Annotated in this window: 18 protein-coding genes; 3 read left to right on the top strand and 15 right to left on the bottom strand. The window is 67.6% G+C overall.

Translation table 11 applies throughout. The annotated features are described in order from the left end of the window. Nucleotides 1-51: 51 nt before the first annotated feature. The 15 genes from rseP to ACZK2R_RS06795 all read right to left on the bottom strand — a co-directional run bounded on the left by rseP (nucleotide 52) and on the right by ACZK2R_RS06795 (nucleotide 15,528). Nucleotides 52-1,410, bottom strand: coding sequence for an RIP metalloprotease RseP (gene rseP, locus ACZK2R_RS06725; RefSeq protein ID WP_032127946.1), 1,359 nt, complete (start codon nucleotides 1,408-1,410; stop codon nucleotides 52-54). A 55-nt stretch (nucleotides 1,411-1,465) separates the two neighbouring features. Further along, nucleotides 1,466-2,656, bottom strand: a complete 1,191-nt coding sequence (locus ACZK2R_RS06730; RefSeq protein ID WP_180838114.1) for a 1-deoxy-D-xylulose-5-phosphate reductoisomerase — start codon at nucleotides 2,654-2,656, stop codon at nucleotides 1,466-1,468. Between the two features lie 2 nt (nucleotides 2,657-2,658). Further along, on the bottom strand, nucleotides 2,659-3,495 hold the full coding sequence (locus ACZK2R_RS06735; protein ID WP_010486331.1) for a phosphatidate cytidylyltransferase: 837 nt from the start codon (nucleotides 3,493-3,495) through the stop codon (nucleotides 2,659-2,661). After that, complete coding sequence (gene uppS / locus ACZK2R_RS06740) at nucleotides 3,492-4,259, bottom strand: polyprenyl diphosphate synthase (protein WP_032127943.1); 768 nt, start codon at nucleotides 4,257-4,259, stop codon at nucleotides 3,492-3,494. Before uppS ends, ACZK2R_RS06735 begins: the two co-directional genes overlap by 4 nt. A gap of 5 nt (nucleotides 4,260-4,264) precedes the next feature. Beyond that, nucleotides 4,265-4,819 carry a ribosome recycling factor gene (gene frr / locus ACZK2R_RS06745; protein WP_032127942.1) on the bottom strand — a complete coding sequence of 185 codons (555 nt, stop codon included), beginning with the start codon at nucleotides 4,817-4,819 and terminating at the stop codon, nucleotides 4,265-4,267. Between the two features lie 96 nt (nucleotides 4,820-4,915). Further along, nucleotides 4,916-5,644, bottom strand: a complete 729-nt coding sequence (pyrH, locus tag ACZK2R_RS06750) for a UMP kinase (protein ID WP_032127941.1) — start codon at nucleotides 5,642-5,644, stop codon at nucleotides 4,916-4,918. Between the two features lie 121 nt (nucleotides 5,645-5,765). Further along, nucleotides 5,766-7,304, bottom strand: coding sequence for a GGDEF domain-containing protein (locus ACZK2R_RS06755; protein ID WP_049399536.1), 1,539 nt, complete (start codon nucleotides 7,302-7,304; stop codon nucleotides 5,766-5,768). Between the two features lie 258 nt (nucleotides 7,305-7,562). Beyond that, a complete protein-coding gene (gene tsf / locus ACZK2R_RS06760) occupies nucleotides 7,563-8,438 on the bottom strand; it encodes a translation elongation factor Ts (RefSeq protein ID WP_032127939.1) in 876 nt (291 codons plus the stop codon). Between the two features lie 126 nt (nucleotides 8,439-8,564). Continuing rightward, the gene (gene rpsB, locus ACZK2R_RS06765) at nucleotides 8,565-9,371 is read right to left on the bottom strand and encodes a 30S ribosomal protein S2 (RefSeq protein ID WP_005408748.1); all 807 of its coding nucleotides are present in this window, start codon (nucleotides 9,369-9,371) and stop codon (nucleotides 8,565-8,567) included. A gap of 220 nt (nucleotides 9,372-9,591) precedes the next feature. Next, entirely contained in the window at nucleotides 9,592-10,290 is a 699-nt protein-coding gene (locus ACZK2R_RS06770; protein WP_125893837.1) for a fimbrial biogenesis chaperone, read from the bottom strand. Then, complete coding sequence (locus ACZK2R_RS06775) at nucleotides 10,290-10,508, bottom strand: hypothetical protein (RefSeq protein ID WP_049399532.1); 219 nt, start codon at nucleotides 10,506-10,508, stop codon at nucleotides 10,290-10,292. The genes ACZK2R_RS06770 and ACZK2R_RS06775 overlap by 1 nt, the downstream gene beginning before the upstream one ends. Before the next feature lie 320 nt (nucleotides 10,509-10,828). Further along, on the bottom strand, nucleotides 10,829-11,866 hold the full coding sequence (locus ACZK2R_RS06780; RefSeq protein ID WP_125893839.1) for a Csu type fimbrial protein: 1,038 nt from the start codon (nucleotides 11,864-11,866) through the stop codon (nucleotides 10,829-10,831). Next, the gene (locus ACZK2R_RS06785; protein WP_180838115.1) at nucleotides 11,863-14,241 is read right to left on the bottom strand and encodes a fimbria/pilus outer membrane usher protein; all 2,379 of its coding nucleotides are present in this window, start codon (nucleotides 14,239-14,241) and stop codon (nucleotides 11,863-11,865) included. Before ACZK2R_RS06785 ends, ACZK2R_RS06780 begins: the two co-directional genes overlap by 4 nt. A gap of 7 nt (nucleotides 14,242-14,248) precedes the next feature. Then, a complete protein-coding gene (locus tag ACZK2R_RS06790) occupies nucleotides 14,249-14,998 on the bottom strand; it encodes a fimbrial biogenesis chaperone (RefSeq protein ID WP_049399527.1) in 750 nt (249 codons plus the stop codon). After that, entirely contained in the window at nucleotides 14,998-15,528 is a 531-nt protein-coding gene (locus tag ACZK2R_RS06795) for a Csu type fimbrial protein (protein WP_032127934.1), read from the bottom strand. Before ACZK2R_RS06795 ends, ACZK2R_RS06790 begins: the two co-directional genes overlap by 1 nt. A gap of 173 nt (nucleotides 15,529-15,701) precedes the next feature. On the opposite strand from ACZK2R_RS06795, the gene map reads away from it, so the two are divergent. The 3 genes from map to dapD are packed head-to-tail and all read left to right on the top strand — an operon-like array spanning nucleotide 15,702 to nucleotide 20,313. After that, nucleotides 15,702-16,544 (top strand): type I methionyl aminopeptidase, encoded by an 843-nt coding sequence (gene map, locus ACZK2R_RS06800; RefSeq protein ID WP_478487914.1) that lies wholly within the window; start codon nucleotides 15,702-15,704, stop codon nucleotides 16,542-16,544. Between the two features lie 20 nt (nucleotides 16,545-16,564). Beyond that, entirely contained in the window at nucleotides 16,565-19,174 is a 2,610-nt protein-coding gene (locus ACZK2R_RS06805; RefSeq protein ID WP_478488030.1) for a [protein-PII] uridylyltransferase, read from the top strand. Next, a complete protein-coding gene (dapD, locus tag ACZK2R_RS06810) occupies nucleotides 19,174-20,313 on the top strand; it encodes a 2,3,4,5-tetrahydropyridine-2,6-dicarboxylate N-succinyltransferase (protein WP_180838117.1) in 1,140 nt (379 codons plus the stop codon). The genes ACZK2R_RS06805 and dapD overlap by 1 nt, the downstream gene beginning before the upstream one ends.

The following is a 20,313-nucleotide window of genomic DNA, read 5'->3' on the forward strand; positions in this document are numbered from 1 at the left end:
TTTCATTGGTGCGGGATGCCGACGCTGTAGACGGCAACAACGTGGAAAAGTTCATCGCGGGACCAGGCCGAGGATGTCGTTGTAGAACGCCAACCCCATCAGCCCGGCCAGCAACGCCAGGCCGATGTACTGGCCGGCGGCGATGGCACGCTCGCTCAGCGGGCTGCCCTTGACCAACTCGATAAGGTAATACAGCAGGTGGCCGCCGTCCAAGATCGGGATCGGCAACAGGTTGATGATGCACAGGCTGAGTGACAGCAGGGCAAGGAACTGCAGGAACCAGTCCAGGCCGCGTTTGGCCGAGATGTTGGCTACCCGGGCGATGGTGACGGGCCCGGAAACGTTCTGCAGCGAGGCTTTGCCGGTGACGATGCGGCCCATCATGCCCAGCGAATCGGCCGCCAGGCGGCCGGTTTCGCGCACGGCCACGGTGACCGCGTCGAGCGGGCCATAGCGCAGCAGGGTGTCGTAGGGAGGGCTGAACGAGGTCGGGAACTGCACGCCGATCTGCCAGATCGGCTCGCCCTTTGAATCCTTGCCCTGGCGCGGGGTGACTTCCAGCGCCAGGCGCTCGCCGCCCCGCAGGACCTCGATCATGCCCGGGCCGCCGGCGCGGCCCAGCGTCTGGATCTCGCCGATGACCTGGTCGGCGCCGTCGATGCGCTGGCCGTCGATCGCTACGATCAGATCGCCCGGCTGCAGCTGCCCGGCCACCACGGAGTCCGCGGTGAGCGACTCGACCAGCGCCGGTTGCAGCCACGACTGCCAGTACAGGCCAGCCAGGATCGGCACGCGCCGTTCATCGAAGCCGGGGGGCAGCTGCGACAGCGGCAGGCTGCGCACGCGCACCTGGTCGGCCGGGTCCAGCACTTCCAGCTTCACGTCGCGGCGGTCCATCGCGGCGGCGGTCAGCGCCATGCTGGCCTCGCCGAGGGTGACCACCGGGCGCTCGTCCACGCGCAGCACGCGGTCGCCGCTGGTCAGGCCGGCGCTGGCGGCGATGCCGCTGACACGGCCGATGGTCGGCGAATAATCCTGCTTGCCGATCACGAACATCGCCCACAGCAGCAGGATGCACAGCAGCAGGTTGGCGATCGGTCCGGCGGCGACGATGGCGATGCGCTGCCAGACGGTCTTGTGGTTGAAGGCCTGACCGCGCTCGTGCGGGTGCACTTCGACCTCGCGCTCGTCCAGGAACTTCACATAACCGCCCAGCGGGATGGCGGCGATGGCGAACTCGGTGCCGTGCCTGTCCCGGCGCGACCACAGCGGCCGGCCGAAGCCGACCGAGAAGCGCAGGATCTTTACCCCGCACAGGCGCCCGACCCAGTAATGCCCGAACTCGTGGAACGTGACCAGCAGCCCGAGGCTGACAATCATCCACCAGACCGATCCGATGAAGTCAGTCATGCAGGCTCACAGTGGCGGGCAGGGGCGGCGTCGTCATGCTGGGCGAGGCGGTCGTTCAGGCGGCGTCGATGGCGTTCAGGGTCAGCTGGCGTGCCCGCTGGTCGGCGGACAACAGGACCTCCAGTGTATCGGCTGGCTGGGTCGGCAGTGTTGAAAGAGCGTTAGCAACCAGCTCCGGGATGGTCAGGAAACCGATCCGGCCCTGAAGAAACGCTGAAACCGCCTCTTCATTGGCAGCGTTCAGCACCGCCGGGGCGGTGCCGCCGGCCTGCATCGCCTGCCAGGCCAGGGCCAGGCAGGGGAAGGCGTCGGTGTCCGGGGCCTCGAAATCGAGCCGGCCCTGGGCCAGCAGATCCAGCCCGGATACGCCCGATTCAATGCGTTGTGGCCAGCCCAGGCCAACGGCCAGTGTGGTGCGCATGTCCGGCAGGCCCATCTGCGCCAGAGTCGAGCCGTCCACGAACTCGACCAGCGAGTGGACCAGGCTCTGCGGGTGCACCAGCACTTCGATGCGCTCACCGGGGATGCCGAACAGGTGGTGGGCCTCGATCACTTCCAGGCCCTTGTTCATCAACGTCGCCGAATCGACCGAGATCTTCGGCCCCATCGACCACTTCGGGTGGGCAACGGCCTGGGCCGGGGTGACCTGGGCCAGCTCGGCGCGGCTGCGGCCACGGAACGGGCCGCCGGAGGCGGTCAGCAGGATGCGGCGCACGCCGGCGCCATCGACGCTGGCATCGCGCGAGCGCAGGCACTGGAAGATCGCGCTGTGTTCGCTGTCGATCGGGATGATCTCGGCGCCGGCGCGTTCTGCGGTGCGGGTCAGCAGCTCACCGGCCAGCACCAGCGATTCCTTGTTGGCCAGCAGGATGCGCTTGCCCGCGGCGGCGGCGGCCAGGGTGGAAGACAGCCCGGCCGCACCGACGATGGCGGCGACCACGGTGTCGCAGGCATCGCTGGCGGCCAGCTGGTCCAGCGCGGCATGGCCGGCATGCGCCTCGGTGGCCAGTCCGGCATCGCGCAGGCCATCGCGCAGCTCAGCGAACAGCGATTCGTCGGCGATCACCGCGTGCGCGGGCCGGTGCTGGCGGCACAGTGCCAGCAACGCCTGCACCTGACGACCGGCGGCCAGCACGGTGGCCTGGTAGCGCTGCGGGTGGCGGGCGATCACGTCCAGCGTGGAGGCACCGATCGAGCCGGTGGCGCCGAATACGGCGACCCGGCGCAGGTTTGCGACAGCATTCATGGTCAGAACCCGAAGATTTCCTTGCCGAGTGCGAACACCGGCACTGCAGCCAGGACGCCGTCGACACGGTCGAGTACGCCACCATGGCCCGGAATCAGGTGGCCCGAGTCCTTGGCGCCCGCGTGGCGCTTGATCAGGCTTTCGAACAGATCACCCAGCACCGAGGCGAACACCGCCACCACCGAAGTGATCAGCAGGCCCGGCAGGTGTGCGGTATCGATGCCGGCCAGCCAGCCCAGGCCGACGGCCACGGCGACACCGGCCAGCAGGCCGCCGAACAGGCCTTCCCAGGTCTTGTTGGGGCTGATGCGCGGGGCCAGCTTGTGCTTGCCGAAGTGACGGCCGGCGAAATAGGCGCCCGAATCGGCCGCCCAGACCAGTGCCAGCGCAGCCAGCAGCCACAGGTGGCCCTGCTTGCCCGGCGGATCGCCGCCGGCATGGATCAGCACCAGCGCGGCCCAGGCCGGAACGATGGCCAGCGTACCGGCCAGCATCTTCACGATGCGCGAGGGTGCCGACGGCTGCGCGCCGAAATTGAAGAAGCGCAGCCAGACCAGCGCCGCCAGCCACCAGGCAACACCGGCCAATGTGGTGATCTGGAACAGCACCAGCGTGCTGCCATCGGCCCACACCAGCAGCACCATCAGCAGCAGGTTCAGTACCAGCAGCACGGTGCGCGCCAGGGTGTCTTCGATGCCGGCCAGCTTCAGCCACTCCCACAGGCCGATCAGCAGCACCGCAGCGGCCGCCGCTGCCAGCCATTGGGTCGGCAGCAGCAGGATCGCGGCAATGGCGACCGGCGCCATGATCAGCGCGGCAAGGACTCGGGTCTTGGTCATGGGCTGGAAGTCTCGGTGGCCAGTGCGGCGATCTGGGCGCTGGTCAGGCCGAAACGACGCTCACGGCTGCCGTAGGCGTCCAGCGCCTGCTGCAGCAGGGCGGGATCGAAGTCTGGCCACAGCGCCTCGGTGAACCACAGCTCGGTGTACGCCAGCTGCCACAGCAGGAAGTTGCTGATGCGGGTGTCGCCACCGGTGCGGATGAACAGGTCCGGTGGCGGCAGGTCGGCCAGGGCGACCTGGCTGCCCAGCAGCGATTCGTCGATCTGTTCGGGCAGCAGGCGGCCGGCGGCGACTTCAGCGGCCAGCGCGCGCGCGGCACGGGCGATGTCCTGGCGGCCACCGTAGCTGGCGGCGATCGACAGGGTCAGGGTGGTGTTGTCTGCGGTGCGCTGCTCGGCCAGCTGCATGCGGCTGACCAGCCCGGCACCGAAGCGTTCGCGCTCGCCGATGAAGCGCACGCGCACGCCACGCCGATGCAGCTCGTCCACTTCGCGGTCGAGCGCGCCGAGGAACAGCTTCATCAACGCATCGACTTCTTCCTGCGGCCGGCCCCAGTTCTCGCTGGAAAACGCGAACAGGGTCAGCGCCGGAATGCCCAGCTCAAGGCAGCGCTCGATGGTGCGGTTGACCGCACGCGCGCCGGCCCGGTGGCCGATCACGCGCGGACGACGGCGCTGCTGTGCCCAGCGCCCATTGCCATCCATGATGATGGCAATGTGGCGGGGCAGGGCGGCCGGCAACGGAGGCGGGACTGAAGGCATCGACTTCAGACCGACAGGAGTTCTTTTTCCTTGTCGGCAACGACCTTGTCGACGTCCTTGATGTTGGTGTCGGTCAACTTCTGGATGTCGTCCTCACCGCGCTTCTTCTCGTCTTCGCTGATCGCCTTGTCCTTGACCAGCTTGGCGATTTCCTTGTTCGCGTCCTGACGGATGTTGCGGATCGCGATCTTGGCGCCTTCGCCTTCCTTCTGCACCTGCTTGGCCAGCTCCTTGCGGCGCTCTTCGGTCGGCGGCGGCATGTTGATGCGGATCGCGGTGCCCAGGGTGTTCGGGGTGAACTCGGCGTTGTAGAGACCCTTTTCGATCTCCTTGATCATGCTCTTGTCGAACGGCGTGACCAGCAGCGAGTGGGCGTCGGCGTTGGAGATCGATGCGACCTGGTTCAGCGGGGTGCTGGCGTTGCCATAGGCGCTGACCGTGACGCGGTCCAGCAGGGCCGGGGTGGCGCGGCCGGTGCGGATCGAGGTGAGGGTGTGCTTCAGAGCGTCGATGCTCTTGGCCATGCGCGTCTGCGCGTTGTTCTTGATGTCGTTGAGCATCGCCCGGTCCTGGGTGTAACTGGAATCGGGCGATTATAGGCGAATACGGGACGCTGCCGGGCCAGAATCGGCCCGGAGCTCGCCTGGCGCTCAGGCTCAGGCCGGGTCGCGGCCCTGGACCAGGGTGCCGATGTTCGCGCCGCTGAGGATCTTCAGCAGCTCGCCCGGCTGGCCCATGTCGAACACGCGCATCGGCAGGTCGCTGTCGCGGGCCAGTGCGAAGGCCGCGGTATCCATCACTTCCAGGCCGCGGCGGATCACTTCGTCGTAGCTCAGGCTGTCGAAACGGACCGCGTCGCTGTGCTTGTTCGGGTCCTTGTCGTACACGCCATCGACCTTGGTGGCCTTCAGCAGCAGGTCGGCACCGATCTCGATCGCACGCAGCGCGGCGCCGGAGTCGGTGGTGAAGAACGGGCTGCCGACGCCGGCGGCGAAAATCACCAGGCGGCCCTTTTCCAGGTGGCGGATGGCGCGGCGGCGGATGTAGTCCTCGCACACGTCGTTGATCTTGATCGCGCTCATCACGCGGGCCTTGGCGCCCAGCTTTTCCAGGGCGTCCTGCATGGCCAGGGCGTTGATGACCGTGGCCAGCATGCCCATCTGGTCGCCGGTGACCCGGTCCATGCCGCCAGCGGCCAGGCCGGCGCCGCGGAAGATGTTGCCGCCGCCGATCACCAGCGCCACTTCGGCACCGGCCTGCTGGGCTTCGATGACCTCACGGGCCAGGCGATTGATGATCTTCGGGTCGATGCCGTAGTCCTCATCTCCCATCAGCGCCTCCCCGGACAGTTTCAGAAGGATGCGACGATAGGCGAGCTTGGACATGGGGACCTCGGGTGCGTGGAAATCGCGGGCGATTCTACGCGCATGCGGCGTTGGGCCAAAGTGTTTTGTGCACTGCGGCGCGAAATCCTGCCGTCCGCCCCGCTCACGCGGGGCGTCCCGTTCAGCCCAGCTCGGCGCCGGCGGTGGCTGAAAGCTCGTCGTGGCCGAGGGCGCCGGGGGAGCGGGCGATCACCCGGTTGCGGCCCAGGTTCTTCGAGCGGTACAGCACATCGTCGGCTGCGCGCAGCAGGTCCTGCACGTCGGCAAAGCGTTCGTAGCCGCCCTGGGTGGCCACGCCGGCGGAGAAGGTGACGAACAGCGGGCCTCCCTCCAGCTCGGCCATCGGCGTGGCGACGATGTTGGCCAGCACACGCCGGATCACGTCCAGCGCCACCGATTCACTGGTGTTGGGCAGCAGCGCGACGAATTCCTCGCCACCGAAGCGGGCCACGGTGTCGCTGTTGCGCAGCTGGCCCTGCAGCTTGCCTGCAAAGGCGCGCAGCACCTCGTCGCCGGTCAGGTGGCCGTGGGCATCATTGATTTTCTTGAAGTCGTCCAGGTCGATGAAGGCCACCGACAGCGGCCAGCCCTGGCGCCCGGCGCGCAGGAACTCCTGTTCCAGCACCGCCTCCAGCTGGCGGCGGTTGAGCACGCCGGTCAGGGCGTCGCGGTGGGCCTGGTCGGCCAGGCGCTTGGCCCGCGCCTCGAATTCGTCGGCGCGGCGGCGTGCCTGATCGGCATCCTGCAGCTCGCGCAGGTTGCGCAGGGTGGCCAGTTCCTGCGCGTGGTCGATCAGCTCACGGACCCGCGAGGGCGAGTTCAGGCCGGCCTCGAACAGGCTGGCGATATCCGGAAGGGCATCGCTGATGCGGGTCAGCACCTGATCGAAACGGGCGCTGTCGAGCTCCAGCCGGTCATGCACCTGGTGCAGAGCGCGTTCGCGGGCGGCATCGGCGTCTTCGTCCAGCCAGATGTCGGCAACAGCGCCGGACAGCTGCACGCATGCCTGGAACGGCGAATCGGCAGCGTCGTCGTCCTCGCTGTGGCTGATGCTTTCCACCAGGTAGCGCGGCAGGCCCCACTGTTCGGCCACCCAGGCGCCGACATCGGCGTGGCTGCAGCCCAGTTCCTCGCGCTCGCGTGCGACCAGATCGGTATTGTCACGGGCTTCGCGCAGCAGTGGCAGGTAGCGCTCCGATTCGGCCTGGGCCAGGCACAGCACGCCCAGGTCCTGCAGCAGCCCGGCCAGCATCAGTTCCTCCAGCCGGCGCAGGCCGCGTGCCTGGCCCAGCTGGCTGGCGGCCAGGGCGCTGAGAATGCTGCGCTTCCACGCGCGCTGGCGCAGGTCGTGGTCGGCACCGCCGCCACCGGTCAGGCCCTGGGTGACGGTGAAGCCGAGGGCGAGGCTGATCGTGGCATTCAGGCCGAGCATGGTCAGCGCCTGGCCGAGGTTCTCGATGCGGCGGCGGCTGGCGTACAGCGGCGAATTGGCGATGCGCAGCATGCGAGCGCTCAGCGCCATGTCGATGGCGATGATGTCGGCGGCGGTGGCGATATCCGCTTCCGGGTCCTGGGCCAGCTCGATGATGCGCAGGGCAATACCGGGTGGCGAGGGCAGGTTGCGGCAGAGCGCCAGGGCAGCTGTCAGCTCGGGAGGCATGTCGGGTCGTTCAATTCCATTGGGACAAGAATACCTAGGAATGCATCACAGTCCGCGATTTTCGTTCCTGCTATGTGACTGTGGATTCCCTGCGCCGAGTATCGGCTTGATTCGCGCGCAACGCAAAGGTGCCGGTTGTGCGCACCAACGGTGCGCACCGGCCGATGGGGCATGGGTTCATCCCTTGGCCCATACATAAAAAAAGAGCCGCGGTTTCCCGCGGCTCCTTCTGGTCGCTTCACAGCCGGAAGGCTGGAATCAGACCTGCATCGCCTTGGCAACTTCAGCGGCGTAGTCTTCCACCACCTTCTCGATGCCTTCGCCGACGATCAGCAGCTTGAAGCCCGCCACGTCGGCGCCAGCGGCCTTGACCACCTGCTCGACGGTGGTGTCGCCCAGCACGTAGGTCTGGCCGTACAGGGTCACGTCGCTGACGATCTTGTTGATCTTGCCGCTGATGATCTTTTCCAGGATCTCGGCCGGCTTGGCCTTGTCCTTTTCGGACATCTTGGCCAGCTCGATTTCCTTTTCCTTCTCGACGAACTCGGCCGGGACGTCCGCAGCCTTGTTGTGCGGCGGCTTCAGGGCTGCCACGTGCATGGCCAGGCCACGGGCCAGCTCGACGTCGCCGCCGACCAGGTCGACCAGCACGCCAACCTTGCCGTTGGTGTGGACGTAGGCGCCGATGGTGTTGTTGCCATCAACCTTCACCATGCGACGGATCTGGATGTTTTCACCCAGGGTCTGCACGGCGGTGGCGCGGGCTTCTTCAACGGTGCGGCCATCGGCCAGCTTGGCAGCCTTCACGGCTTCGACGTCGTTGGCGCCCGATGCCAGGGCGGCAGCGGCGACGGCATTGACGAAGGACTTGAAGTTGTCATCGTTGGCGACGAAGTCGGTTTCCGAGTTGACTTCGACCAGCACGGCCTTGCCGCCATCCTGGGCCAGGCCCAGACGGCCTTCGGCGGCCACGCGGTCAGCCTTCTTGTCGGCCTTGGCAGCGCCGGACTTGCGCATGGCTTCAGCAGCAGCGTTGATGTCGCCGTTGGCTTCGGTGAGAGCCTTCTTGCATTCCATCATGCCGGCGCCGGTGCGCTCGCGCAGTTCCTTGACCAGGGAAGCAGTGATTTCCACGGGATTACCTCACGAAAGAAAGGGGTTGGGCCGGCATGGTGGCCGGCCCGTGTGACACGGTCCTGTCACGCGCCAAAGGCTGCGCGCAGGGAGGGTGGACGCCGGGCGTCCACCCCGGGGCCTGGATCAGGCCTGGGCGTCGTCGCCCTTCTTGGCAGCCTTCTTGGCCGGAGCGCGGCGGGCCGGCTTCTCTTCGCCTTCAGCAGCGGCTTCGGCGAACTCTTCCTCACGCACCGAAGCAGCGTGCGGAGCAGCAGCCTTGCCTTCCAGCACGGCGTCGGCAGCGGCGCGGGCGTACAGCTGCACAGCGCGGATGGCGTCGTCGTTGCCCGGGATGGCGTAGTCCACCAGTTCCGGGTTGTAGTTGGTGTCGACCACGGCGATGACCGGGATGCCCAGCTTCTTGGCTTCCTTGATCGCGATGTCTTCGTGGCCGATGTCGATCACGAAGATGGCGTCCGGCAGACGGTTCATGTCCTTGATGCCGCCCAGCGAGGCTTCCAGCTTGTCGCGCTCGCGACGCAGGCCCAGCACTTCGTGCTTGACCAGCTTCTCGAAGGTGCCGTCGGTTTCACCGGCTTCCAGTTCCTTCAGGCGGGCAACAGACTGCTTGACGGTACGGAAGTTGGTCAGGGTGCCGCCCAGCCAACGCTGGTTCATGAACGGCATGCCGCAACGCTCGGCTTCTTCCTTGATGGTTTCGCGGGCGCTGCGCTTGGTGCCCAGGAACAGGACGGTGCCGCGCTTCTGGGCAACCGACGAGATGAAGTTCATCGCATCGTTGAACAGCGGGACGGTCTTTTCCAGGTTGATGATGTGGATCTTGCCGCGGGCGCCGAAGATGTACGGAGCCATCTTCGGGTTCCAGTAGCGGGTCTGGTGGCCGAAGTGGACGCCGGCTTCCAGCATCTGACGCATGGTGACCTGGGGCATTGCAATACTCCTGATATGGAACCGGCGATTCCGCCCGCGGGGATAGGTATGCGGGACGCGTGGAAGCGCGGATGGTTCCGGGGTTGGGCTTCCCTGTTGCCTCCGTGGCCGAACTCCTTGCGGAGCACCCCGGCACGGATGGGGGCAGCAGGTGTGGATTCACCGGTGACGTCCGGTGTGGACGGTCTCCCGCGCACGCAGGCGGCAGGAATCCGGTCGATTATAGCCCGCTGGGAGCGCTCGCTGCAATTGCCGGGTCCGGCGCGGTCAGATCGACCACGCGGCCGTCCTGCAGCCGGGCCTGGAAATGGCCACCGGCATAGCTGTCGGCATGGACGGGGAGGGCCCAGCGGCGTTCCCGGCCCGCCAGCAGGTAGCCGGCCAGTCCCGGCAGCAGCAGGGTGCGGCGTCCATCGCCGGCGACGAACGCAAGATCGTGCAGGCGGGCGTGAACGGAACCTGCGTTGCGCAGTCGCAGAAGAGGCTGCGACGTGCCGGATTCGATTCCGGCATGCAGGTCCGGCCGCGCCAGGGGCGCCGCATGCCCCCGGAACAAGGGCAGCGAGTAGCGTGGCAGGCCCGGTCCGCTGGGGCTCAGGATCACCCGGTAGGCCTGCTCGACGGCAACGGGCGACGTCTCCCGAGGCAGCAGCCAGATGCGTTGACGGGTGCCGGGCGGGAGGTCGAGCCGGGCGGGGCTGGCCAGGATCTGGTCGCTGGGCCGCAGCTTTTCCGCATCGACCTGCTGTTCCCAGGCCAGGATCCGAACCTCGCCCTGCCAGCGGCCGGGCCCGGGGTTGTACAGCCACAGCTCGCCGTGCCCCCCTTCGGCGGGCAGCTGCAGGGTGGTGGGCACCAGGTCCAGCGCCGCAGCGGGCAGTGCCAGCAGCAGTGCCAGCAGGCTCAGCAGGATGCGCATCAGTAGATGAGGGTCACGGCAGGCGCCGCGTCGTCGCTGTCGGCCGGCGGCGCGAGGTCGCGGATCTGTTGCGGAAGCTCGGGCGCGTCGCTGCGCCGGTGCGGTGCCGTGCATCGGGTGTTGCCGGCATCACTGCTGCAGCCCTCGACCACAGTCAGCCGGATCTGCAGGGAGGTGCTGCCGGGATCGGCCCACGCGGGCGTACTGGCGACCAGCATCGCCCCGATCAGAAGTGCGCGAACCACCTGCCATCCACCGTACTGTAGGACCCGTTGCGCGGTATCGGCCGGATCGGCCGAATCTGTAGGCTCGACTGCCAGTCGACTGGTCCTGGCGCAGGAGGGATGCGCACATCCACGCACGGCGTGGATCTACCGAAACCCACCCCGGTGGGTGCCGACGATTCCAAACCCACCCCGGTGGGTGCCGACGATTCCAAACCCACCCCGGTGGGTGCCGACCGTTCCAAACCCACCCCGGTGGATGCCGACCATTCCAATCCATCCCGGTGGATGCCGACCGTTGGTCGGCACACAGGTCAGTAAGTGATCGTCACCTGCACCAGATCGTTGTAGGTACCGGCCGGGGGCTGGCCGGTGACCGGCGGCACCCGGCCATGGATGGTCAGCTGCTGCGCGCTGCCATTTCCGGTGCCGCCAACGGTATCGACATTGAGGGTATTGCCCCAGCGCAGGCTGCGCGCGGCGTCGCGGTACAGCTCATAGGGGAGGTAGTAGGTGCCGCTGCCAATGGTGGTGGCCATGCGCCGGGTGGTGGAGGCGGCGGGGTTGTTCTGGCCGTTGTTGAGGCTGATCTGGTAGGCGGTGTTCTTCAGGCAGGTCAGCGTGAGCGTGGCGGTCCGGTCGATGTTGGCGGAAATGCTGCCGGTGACGTTGCCGAAGTCCATGTTGGTGGTGACGTAGCTGCCGCATTGCGGCAGCACGTTGGCAGTGGCAGTGAAGCTGAAGGCCGCACTGGCGCTGTTGGTGCCGGTTGCGCCGCCGTTGCAGGTGGCCGGCACGGTGGCGTTGCCGAGCAGGACTTCATTCCAGGCCCAGGTGAGCACCACGTTGGCGCCACTGAAGGTGCTGCTGTAAGCACCCGAAGCGAGGATCTGGTTGGCGGGGATCTGCGCGAACAGCTGCACGGACTGCGCACCGCTGCCGCCGGTCAGCAGCGGCACGTTGTAGCTCATGGTCAGTTCCTGCGCCGGCGGCGTGCCGCGTGGCACCAGGCCGGTGACCTGGCCGTAGCTGGCGTTGTTGTAGAGCTGGAAATTCATGGTGTCGCTGCTGGAAGTGGACATCGTGCGGAAGGTGGAGCTGCTGCCGCCGCCACTGCCTGCGCCGACACCCACGCAGACGCGGACGCCGGTGGTGGCCAGCAGGCTCAGTGCGGCGGTGGTGCAGGTCACCGTGATGTTCAGCGTCGCCGCCGTAGGGCCGGGAGCGTTGCTGTTGATGTTGCCGAACGGCAGAGTCGGGTTCGCGGTTGCCGTGCAGACCGCTGTCGCCTGGGCCGGTAGTGCCACGAGCAGGCCGGCGAACAGCAGCATGCCGAGCAGCAGCACTCTCATGGCGCCACCTCCGGGATGCACGGCAGCGGTGCCGGCTTCGGCCGGGCGCCGGACGCCACTACCTTGGGCTGCTCGGGTACCTTCACCCGGCACTGGCCGCGGCTGGTGGTGATGTACAGCACGCTGCCGGCAGCGACGTCTTCCAGATACAGCAGGCCGTCATAGCCCACCGTGGCCTGGCGTCCGCCGGGCAACTGCACTTCGCTGCCCACTTCCAGCGGCTGCCCGTCCATGCTCTGCAGCGTCAGGCTCAGAGAGGGCCGCGAGCGCAACTGGAATGTCACGTGGGTCCCAGCGCGCTGGCGCGGCGTCACCCAGTCCTCGATGCGGTCGGCACGCATGTCCTCGGGCAGGTCCAGGGTGTCGATCGAGACCCGGTTGCGCTGCCAGGACAGCAGCGGGCTGACCAGCAACAGGCCACGATCATCGGTGACGCCGATCAGGCGGTTCTCCAGCCGCACCGGCACGCCACCAACACCATTGGTGCTGATCACCGCGAATGCATCGGAGACCTCGCGGGTGGCAAACGCGTGCCCGCCCATCCAGACCAGGCTGCCACTGGCGCTGCCGTAGGCATAGTTGAGCCCGCCCTGGCGCGAGGCCCCGAAGGAGTAGCGGCCGACGTCATTGAGGATGCCGACTTCGGCCAGGCCGCCACTGCCGTCCTCGCCGTGGCGCACCTGCGCGCGCCAACCGATGCCGCCTGCACTGCCATCGCCGGGCACCGGCTGGGTGACGTCGGCCACCCAGGTCTGGCTGTCGCCATTGCGCTGGCTGGACAGGCTGGCCTGGCGGTTGTTGCCCAGGCTGGCGGTTACCGACAGATAGATGCTGCGGTCATCACTCTGGTCCAGGTTCTGGTTCACCGAGAGGTAGGCTGACCAGCGCTGGCTCCAGGTCCGCGACCAGAACAGGCTGGCGTAGCGGTTGTCTTCGCCATCGGGGTAGCGCAGGCGCAGGTAGCTGGCGCTGAGCGTGCCCAGCCGCAGCAGGTCGGCGCCGACCGTGGCCTGTTCGCTGATGCTGGGTGGCAGGTTGCCCTGCAGTGCGCCCAGGTCGCGGTAATCACCATGGCTGCGCACGGTGCGCAGATTGACGTTGAGTCGGCGGTTGTTCCAGCTGTAACCCAGCGCCCACTGGCCACCCTGCAGGCCCTGGTAGTTGCTGTGCGCATAGGCGGCGTTGAACACGCCCGCGCCGCCGAGCAGCCACCCGCCGCCGATGCCGGCCTGGGCCAGGCCACCGCCGCCTTCGGCATGCGCTTCACCGGTGAAGGTATCGCTGATGCCGCCGCGCCAGCTGGCACTGGCCACGGTGCGGTCGTCGTAGGCGAAGGAGCGCTGGCCGAAGTCCTCGCGCAGTTGGCCAACACCGACCGACCAGTCCGACAGGCCCTTGGCCAGCAGTTGCTGGGTGCCATAGAAGCTGAAATCCAGGGTCTGCATGCGGCCGAATGCGTCGGTGACCACCACCTGTGCGCTGCCGGTGCCGCTGATGCCCGGCTGTGCGGCCAGCTGGAACGGGCCGACCGGGACCTGGCCGCTGTACTGGCGCAGGCCATCGACGTACAGCTCGACCGTGGACGGCACCACCGCCTGGCCGAGGAAACTGGGCGTGGGGGTCAGCACGCGATAGGGCTGCAGGCCGTAGTTGCGACCGATCTGCAGGCCACCCAGGCGCACCGGACGGGTCCAGTCGACGAAGCCGCTGTAGAAATCGCCGACCTCCAGCGTCATCGCCTGGTCGGGGAAATCCAGGCTCCAGCGCGTATCCAGGCGCACGCTCTCCCCTCGCCAGCGACGGTCGCCAGGCTGCTGGTAGCGCCTGCTGACCGCGGTGTTTTCGAAGGTGCCGTTGCCGACGCCGAACAGGCGCAGTTCGGAGCTCAGGCTGAGGTTGCCCAGCGTATCCACCCGGCTGCCATACACGTCGTAGTTGAGCAGCAGTCCGGGTGAGGCACTGCCTGCGGGCGCGCGTGTCTGCGGGCGGCTGAGCACGGTGGTTGGCAGGGTCAGCTGGTCCAGTGGCACGTCCAGCGCCAGGGTCTGCAGGCGTGCGTCATAGCGCACCACCGCGCCGCTGATCTGGTCCAGGTACACCGGTGCATCGCCGTGGGCGTTGAAGCCGAGCTGGCGCAGTACGTCGGGGCTGGCCTGCAGGCGGCCACGGTTCTCGATGAAAGGCAGCAGTCCGCGTGGGGTGCTGTTGAGCGAAACGTCCAGGTACAGCGTCTGGTTGGCGGTCAACGGTGTGGGCGGTGGCAGCATCGCATCGGCGGAGATGCCTGATACATCGGCGGTGGCGGTAGCCGCTGCACCGGACACATCGGCGGCTTGGGTCGCCGCAGGAGCCAGGGCAGCAAGCAGCGCGCCCATCAACGCCTCAGCGAGCCGATGGGGGCGACAGCGGCGTCTGTTCCGACTCGCCATTGAGCTTGGCCGTGATCTGGTCGTTGTCGCGGTCGATCGCCGTGCGCTCGATCGGCCAGCGCATCACCTGCCCGGGCAGCACGTAACCCAGCAGTCCGGGATGCACGATGCGTGGGCGCGTGGGGCTGCCCAGCGCAAGATCGGCGATCTGCGCATAGCTGTTGCCTGCGTTGGCCACCTCGACGCCGTTGCGGCCATCGGGCAACTGCACCAGGCGGGCCTGCAGCTGCGGCGCAAGCTTGCCGGCGGCGGGCTGCACGAACACCGGTATCGAATAGCGCAGCACGAACTGCATGCCGTCGGCGCGGGTGGCCAGGTCGGGCACCTCGTCGACAATCAGCCTGTAGTACTGCTGTGCCGGCGGTGGCGTCCTGTCCGGACGCATCACCCGGACCAGCTGCTGCTGCCCGGCAGCCAGTTCCTGCATCGGCGGGGTGACCACCAGTTCATCGGTGGGCAGCAGTTGCTCCTGGCCGTCCTGCTGCACCCAGCGGAACACCCGAACCTGCAGCTTCACCGGCGAGGTGCCACTGTTGGTCAGCCAAAGCTCGCCGGCACGCTGGCGCGCTTCCAGCTGCAGGCTGGTCGGGGCGACCTGCAGGCTGGTGGCTTCGACCGGGGCGGCGAATACCAGGCTCAGGACGAGCAGCGCCACGCCGGTGGCGCGCCACGGGCGGGGTCCGGCCATGCGGGCGTGCTCCATCAATAGGTGATCGTGGCGGTAACCGTATCCAGGTAGTTGCCGGTCGCCGGGTTGTTGGTGCTCAGGTTCAGGATCTGGCCGTAGACGATGTAGGGCACGGCCAGGCCGGTGCCGATGCCAGCCTGAGTGTTGGTGCCGGAGGTGGCACCCCAGACCAGGGTGTGCGCGGCGTCCTGGTAGAGCTGGTAGCCGACGTAGTTGTTGGCGGTCACCGCGGCGTTGGTGTTCTTCATCCGGCGAGTGGTGACGTCATTGGCGGTGCTGGCATTGGCACCCGCATTCAGTGAAATCGTGTACGGGGTCAGTGCCGAGCACTGGGCGGTCACCGTGCCCTGGCCCAGGGTGGGGGTCGCGGTGGTCGAGGCCGCCGTGCCGAAGTCAACGTTGGTGGCGGCAGCAGCCGTGATCGTGCAGGCCTTGGTCACCACCAGGGTGACATTGAAGGTGGTGGTGTCTGCGGCCAGGGCCGGGCCGGACAGCAGCACCCCGGCCAGGGCCCAGGCAAGCGGGGAACGAAGCGCGGATCGCATGGACAACCTCCCTGACCCGAAGGTCCGTTGAACAAGGCGAAGGCGGCACGTTCGGCACCGCTTCGGCGACGGTGACCCCAGCTTAGGAGGCGTAAGTGTCTGTATTCCGTGATAAACAGGGAGGCGAAAGGGGGGCGGCGATCACGCTTTCACTTTCCTTGCCGGAACCGTGCATGGCCCGGATCGCCAGTTGGGTGGCGTTCGTTCAGATTGTGGCCGGATCGGCGATAATGGGGGCCATGAGCGTGAATCTGAAAACCCCGCAGGAAATCGAGATGATGCGAATCGCCGGCCGCATGGCCAGCGAAGTGCTCGACATCGTCACCCCCCACGTCAAGCCCGGTGTCACCACCGAGGAACTGGACCGCATCTGCCACGACCACATCGTGAACGTGCAGGGCGCCGTTCCGGCCAACGTCGGCTACCGCGGCTTCCCGAAGACCGTGTGCACCTCGGTCAACAACGTCATCTGCCATGGCATCCCCAGCGAAGGGAAGGTGCTCAAGGATGGCGACATCATCAACATCGACGTCACCGTTATCAAGGATGGCTGGCACGGCGACACCAGCCGCATGTACTTCGTCGGCACCCCGTCGGTGATGGCCCGCCGCCTGGTGGAAACCACCTACGAAGCCATGTGGCGCGGCATCCGCGCGGTGCGTCCGGGCGCGACCCTGGGCGACATCGGCCATGCCATCCAGAGCTATGCCGAAGGCGAGCGTTTCAGCGTGGTGCGCGAGTACTGCGGCCACGGCATCGGCAAGGTCTACCACGATGAACCGCAGGTGGTGCATTACGGCCGCCCGGGCCAGGGCCTGGTGCTGCAGCCTGGCATGACCTTCACCATCGAGCCGATGATCAACGAGGGCACCCGCTACAACAAGGTGCTGCCGGATGGCTGGACCGTGGTGACCAAGGACCGCAAGCTGTCGGCACAGTGGGAGCACATGATCGCGGTCACCGAGACCGGCGTGGACGTGCTGACCCTGTTGCCGGGCGAGTCGCAGGTCTCCTGAGGATGCTGCCGGCGAGTTCGCTGCTGGACACGCCGGCCGCGTCGCTCAACGACCCGGACTGGGCTGCTGCCGCGCGCCAGGCGCTGCAGCAGGCCGACGCGCGCCTGTACCGCCGCTTCGACCAGCGCGACAACATCGAGCGCCTGCTGGCGCTGCGCGCGCGCGCTGCCGACCATCTGATCCGCCTGGCCTGGCAGCGCTGCCTGCCGGCCGACAGCGGGCTGTCGCTGTTCGCGGTCGGCGGCTATGGCCGCGGTGAACTGTTTCCGCGTTCGGACATCGACCTGCTGGTGTTCGGCGATCCGCCGGCACAGCTGGCCCATGAGGCGGCGCTGGCGCGCCTGTTCGCGCTGCTATGGGATTGCGGGCTGGCCGTCAGCCATGCGGTGCGTTCTGCATCGCAGTGCCGCGAGGCGGCAGTGGACCAGACCGTGCTGACCGCGCTGATCGAGGCGCGCCCGATCCTGGCCGATGATGTGGCGCGCCGCGCGCTGCGCGAGGCCGTCGACGATCGTGAACTGTGGCCGGCGCGCACCTTCTTCCTGGCCAAGCTGGAAGAGCTGCGCAACCGACACCAGCGCTTCGGCGATACCGCCGACAACCTGGAGCCGGACCTGAAGGATGGCCCCGGCGGCCTGCGCGATCTCAATACGCTTGGCTGGATGGCGTTGCGTGCCTTCGGCGTGCGTGACCTGGAGGCGCTGGTCGGGCTCGGCCATCTGGGCGCAGACGAAGCGGCAGCACTGAAGCGCGAACGTGCGGTGCTGGCGCGGCTGCGCTTTGGCCTGCATCTGGTCGCGCGTCGCCCGGAAGAGCGCCTGCGTTTTGATTACCAGAAGACCCTGGCGGCACGCCTGGGCTTTGAAGACGATGCCGAGAACCTCGGTGTCGAGAAGATGATGCAGGGCTTCTACCGCGCCGCGCTGGTCGTGCGCCGGATCAGCGACCGCCTGCTGCAGCGCTTCGAGGAACAGTTCGATGGCGAGGCGCAGCCGGAGCCGCTGACCGTGGGCTTTTCCCTGCGCCGTGGTTACCTGGCGGCCAACGAAGCCGACTGGCCGCGCGGCGACATCGGCCAGGTGTTCGCGCTGTTCGCCAGCTGGGCCAACAATCCGCAGGTGCGCGGCCTGCATTCGCTGACCGCGCGTGCGCTGGCCGAAGCGCTGCCACTGCTGCCGGCTTACGACCAGGCTGATGCCGATGCACGCGAGCAGTTCCTGGCGCTGCTGCGCGGCCAGCGCCCGGTCGATACGCTCTCGCGCATGGCGCGGCTGGGCGTGCTTGGCCAGTGGATTCCCGCGTTCGCCCAGGTCAGCGGGCGCATGCAGTTCGACCTGTTCCATGTCTACACCGTCGATCAGCACACGCTGATGGTCCTGCGCAACATCGGCCTGTTCGCCAGCAGTCGCGCCGACGAGCGCTTCTCGATCGCGCACGAAGTGTGGCCGCGCCTGCGCAAGCCCGAGCTGCTGCTGCTGGCCGGCCTGTTCCATGACATCGCCAAGGGCCGTGGCGGCGACCATTCGGAGCTGGGCGCGGTGGACGCGCGCGCGTTCTGCCAGGCGCATGCGCTGAGCACGTCCGACACCGAACTGGTGGCGTGGTTGGTCGAACAGCACCTGCGCATGTCGGTGACCGCGCAGAAGCAGGACATCGCCGATCCGGAGGTGATCCATCGCTTCGCCACCCTGGTCGGCAGCCGCGACCGCCTGGACTACCTGTACCTGCTGACCTGCGCCGACATCGCCGGCACCAGCCCCAAGCTGTGGAATGCATGGAAGGACCGCCTGCTGGCCGACCTGTACTTCGCCACCCGGCGCGCGCTGCGCGAGGGGCTGGAACACCCGGTGCCGGCGGCCGAGCGCGTGGCCGAAGCGCGTGACAGCGTGCGCGCGCTGGTGCGCGAGCGGGGTTACGACGATGCCACCATCGATCGCCAGTTCGCGGTGATGCCCGACGAAGGCTTCATCCGCCTGCGCCCGGAGCAGCTGGCCTGGCAGGCTGCCGCGCTGGTGCCGGTGAAGCAGGGCCAGGCGCTGGTGAAGGTACGCCGGATCAGTGTCGACGATCCTGCGCTGGAAGTCTTCGTGCATTCGCCGGACCGCGACGGCCTGTTCGCCGCGATCGTGATGACGCTGGACCGCAAGGGCTACGGCATCCACCGCGCACGCGTGCTGGACGGTCCGGCCGATACCATCTTCGATACCTTCGAAGTGAACCCGGCCGATACCTTCGCCGATGGCAGCAGTGCCAACCTGGAAGCGGCGCTGCGCGAGGCACTCAGTGGTGACCTGTCGCGCCTGCGGCCGTCACGCCGGGTGGTGCCACGGCAGCTGCGGCACTTCCGCTTCGCCCCGCGCATCGAATTCCGCGATGAGCCGGGCGCAACCCGTTTCGCCCTGGTCGCCCCCGACCGCCCCGGCCTGCTGGCCGATGTGGCGTTCGTGCTGCGCAATCAGGGCCTGCGCGTGCATGATGCGCGCATTGCCACGTTCGGCGAACGCGCCGAAGACACCTTCGTGATCAGTGACGAACACGACCTCCCCCTGACTGAACCTGCCCGGCAGCAGCTGCATGACGCGATGCTGGCCTGCCTGGACCCTGATCGAAACGCCGGAGACCCCGCCTGATGGCCACCAAGCCCGCCAAGAAGACCGCCGCGACCCCCAAGAGCGCAGCGGCCCGGAAACCTGCTGCTGCCGCACCGGCCGCGAAGAAGACCCCAGCGCCGAAGAAGGCCGCTGCGGTGAAGGCCCCGGCGAAGAAAGCGGCTGCGGTGACGGCCCCGGCGAAGAAAGCGGCTGCGGTGACGGCCCCGGCGAAGAAAGCGGCTGCGGTGAAGCGTGCTGTGAAGAAGCCGGCGCCGTCCAAGAGTGCCGAAGCGGTCCGCGCCGAAACCATCGCCCGCAAGTCGCTGCGCAAGCCTTCAGCCCCGGGCGTGGAAGAGCTGAAGTTCGGCATCGAGAGTGCCTTCGAGCGCCGCGCTACCTTGACCCTGCACGAGCTGGAAGGCTCGACCAAGCCGCTGGTCAACCGCGTGATTGACGGCCTGGAGAGCGGTGAGTTCCGTGTTGCCGAGCCGGACGGCCAGGGTGGCTGGAAGGTCAACGAGTGGCTGAAGAAGGCCGTGCTGTTGTACTTCCGTGTTAATGACATGGCCGTGGTCGACGCCCGTCCGGCGCCGTTCTGGGACAAGGTCGAATCGCGCTTCGCCGGCTATGACGAGGCGAAGTTCCGCCGTGGCGGCGTGCGCGTGGTGCCGGGCGCGATCGCCCGCCGCGGCACCTACTTCGGCAAGGACGTGGTGCTGATGCCGAGCTTCACCAACATCGGCGCCTATGTCGGCGAAGGCACCATGGTCGACACCTGGGCCACCGTCGGTTCCTGCGCGCAGATCGGCCAGCACTGCCACCTGTCCGGCGGCGCCGGCATCGGCGGCGTGCTGGAGCCGCTGCAGGCCAGCCCGACCATCATCGAGGACCACTGCTTTATCGGTGCGCGCTCGGAAGTGGTGGAAGGCGTGGTGGTCGGCCACCACAGCGTGATCGGCATGGGCGTGTTCCTCAGCCAGAGCACCCGCATCTACAACCGTGCCACCGGCGAAATCACCTACGGTTACATCCCGCCGTACAGCGTGGTGGTGTCCGGCTCGCTGCCGAGCAAGGACGGTACCCATTCGCTGTACTGCGCGGTGATCGTCAAGCAGGTTGATGCCAAGACCCGCAGCAAGACCAGCGTCAACGACCTGCTGCGCGGCCTGGCCGACTGA

This window comes from Stenotrophomonas sp. 96582_Sma, from assembly GCF_056480905.1.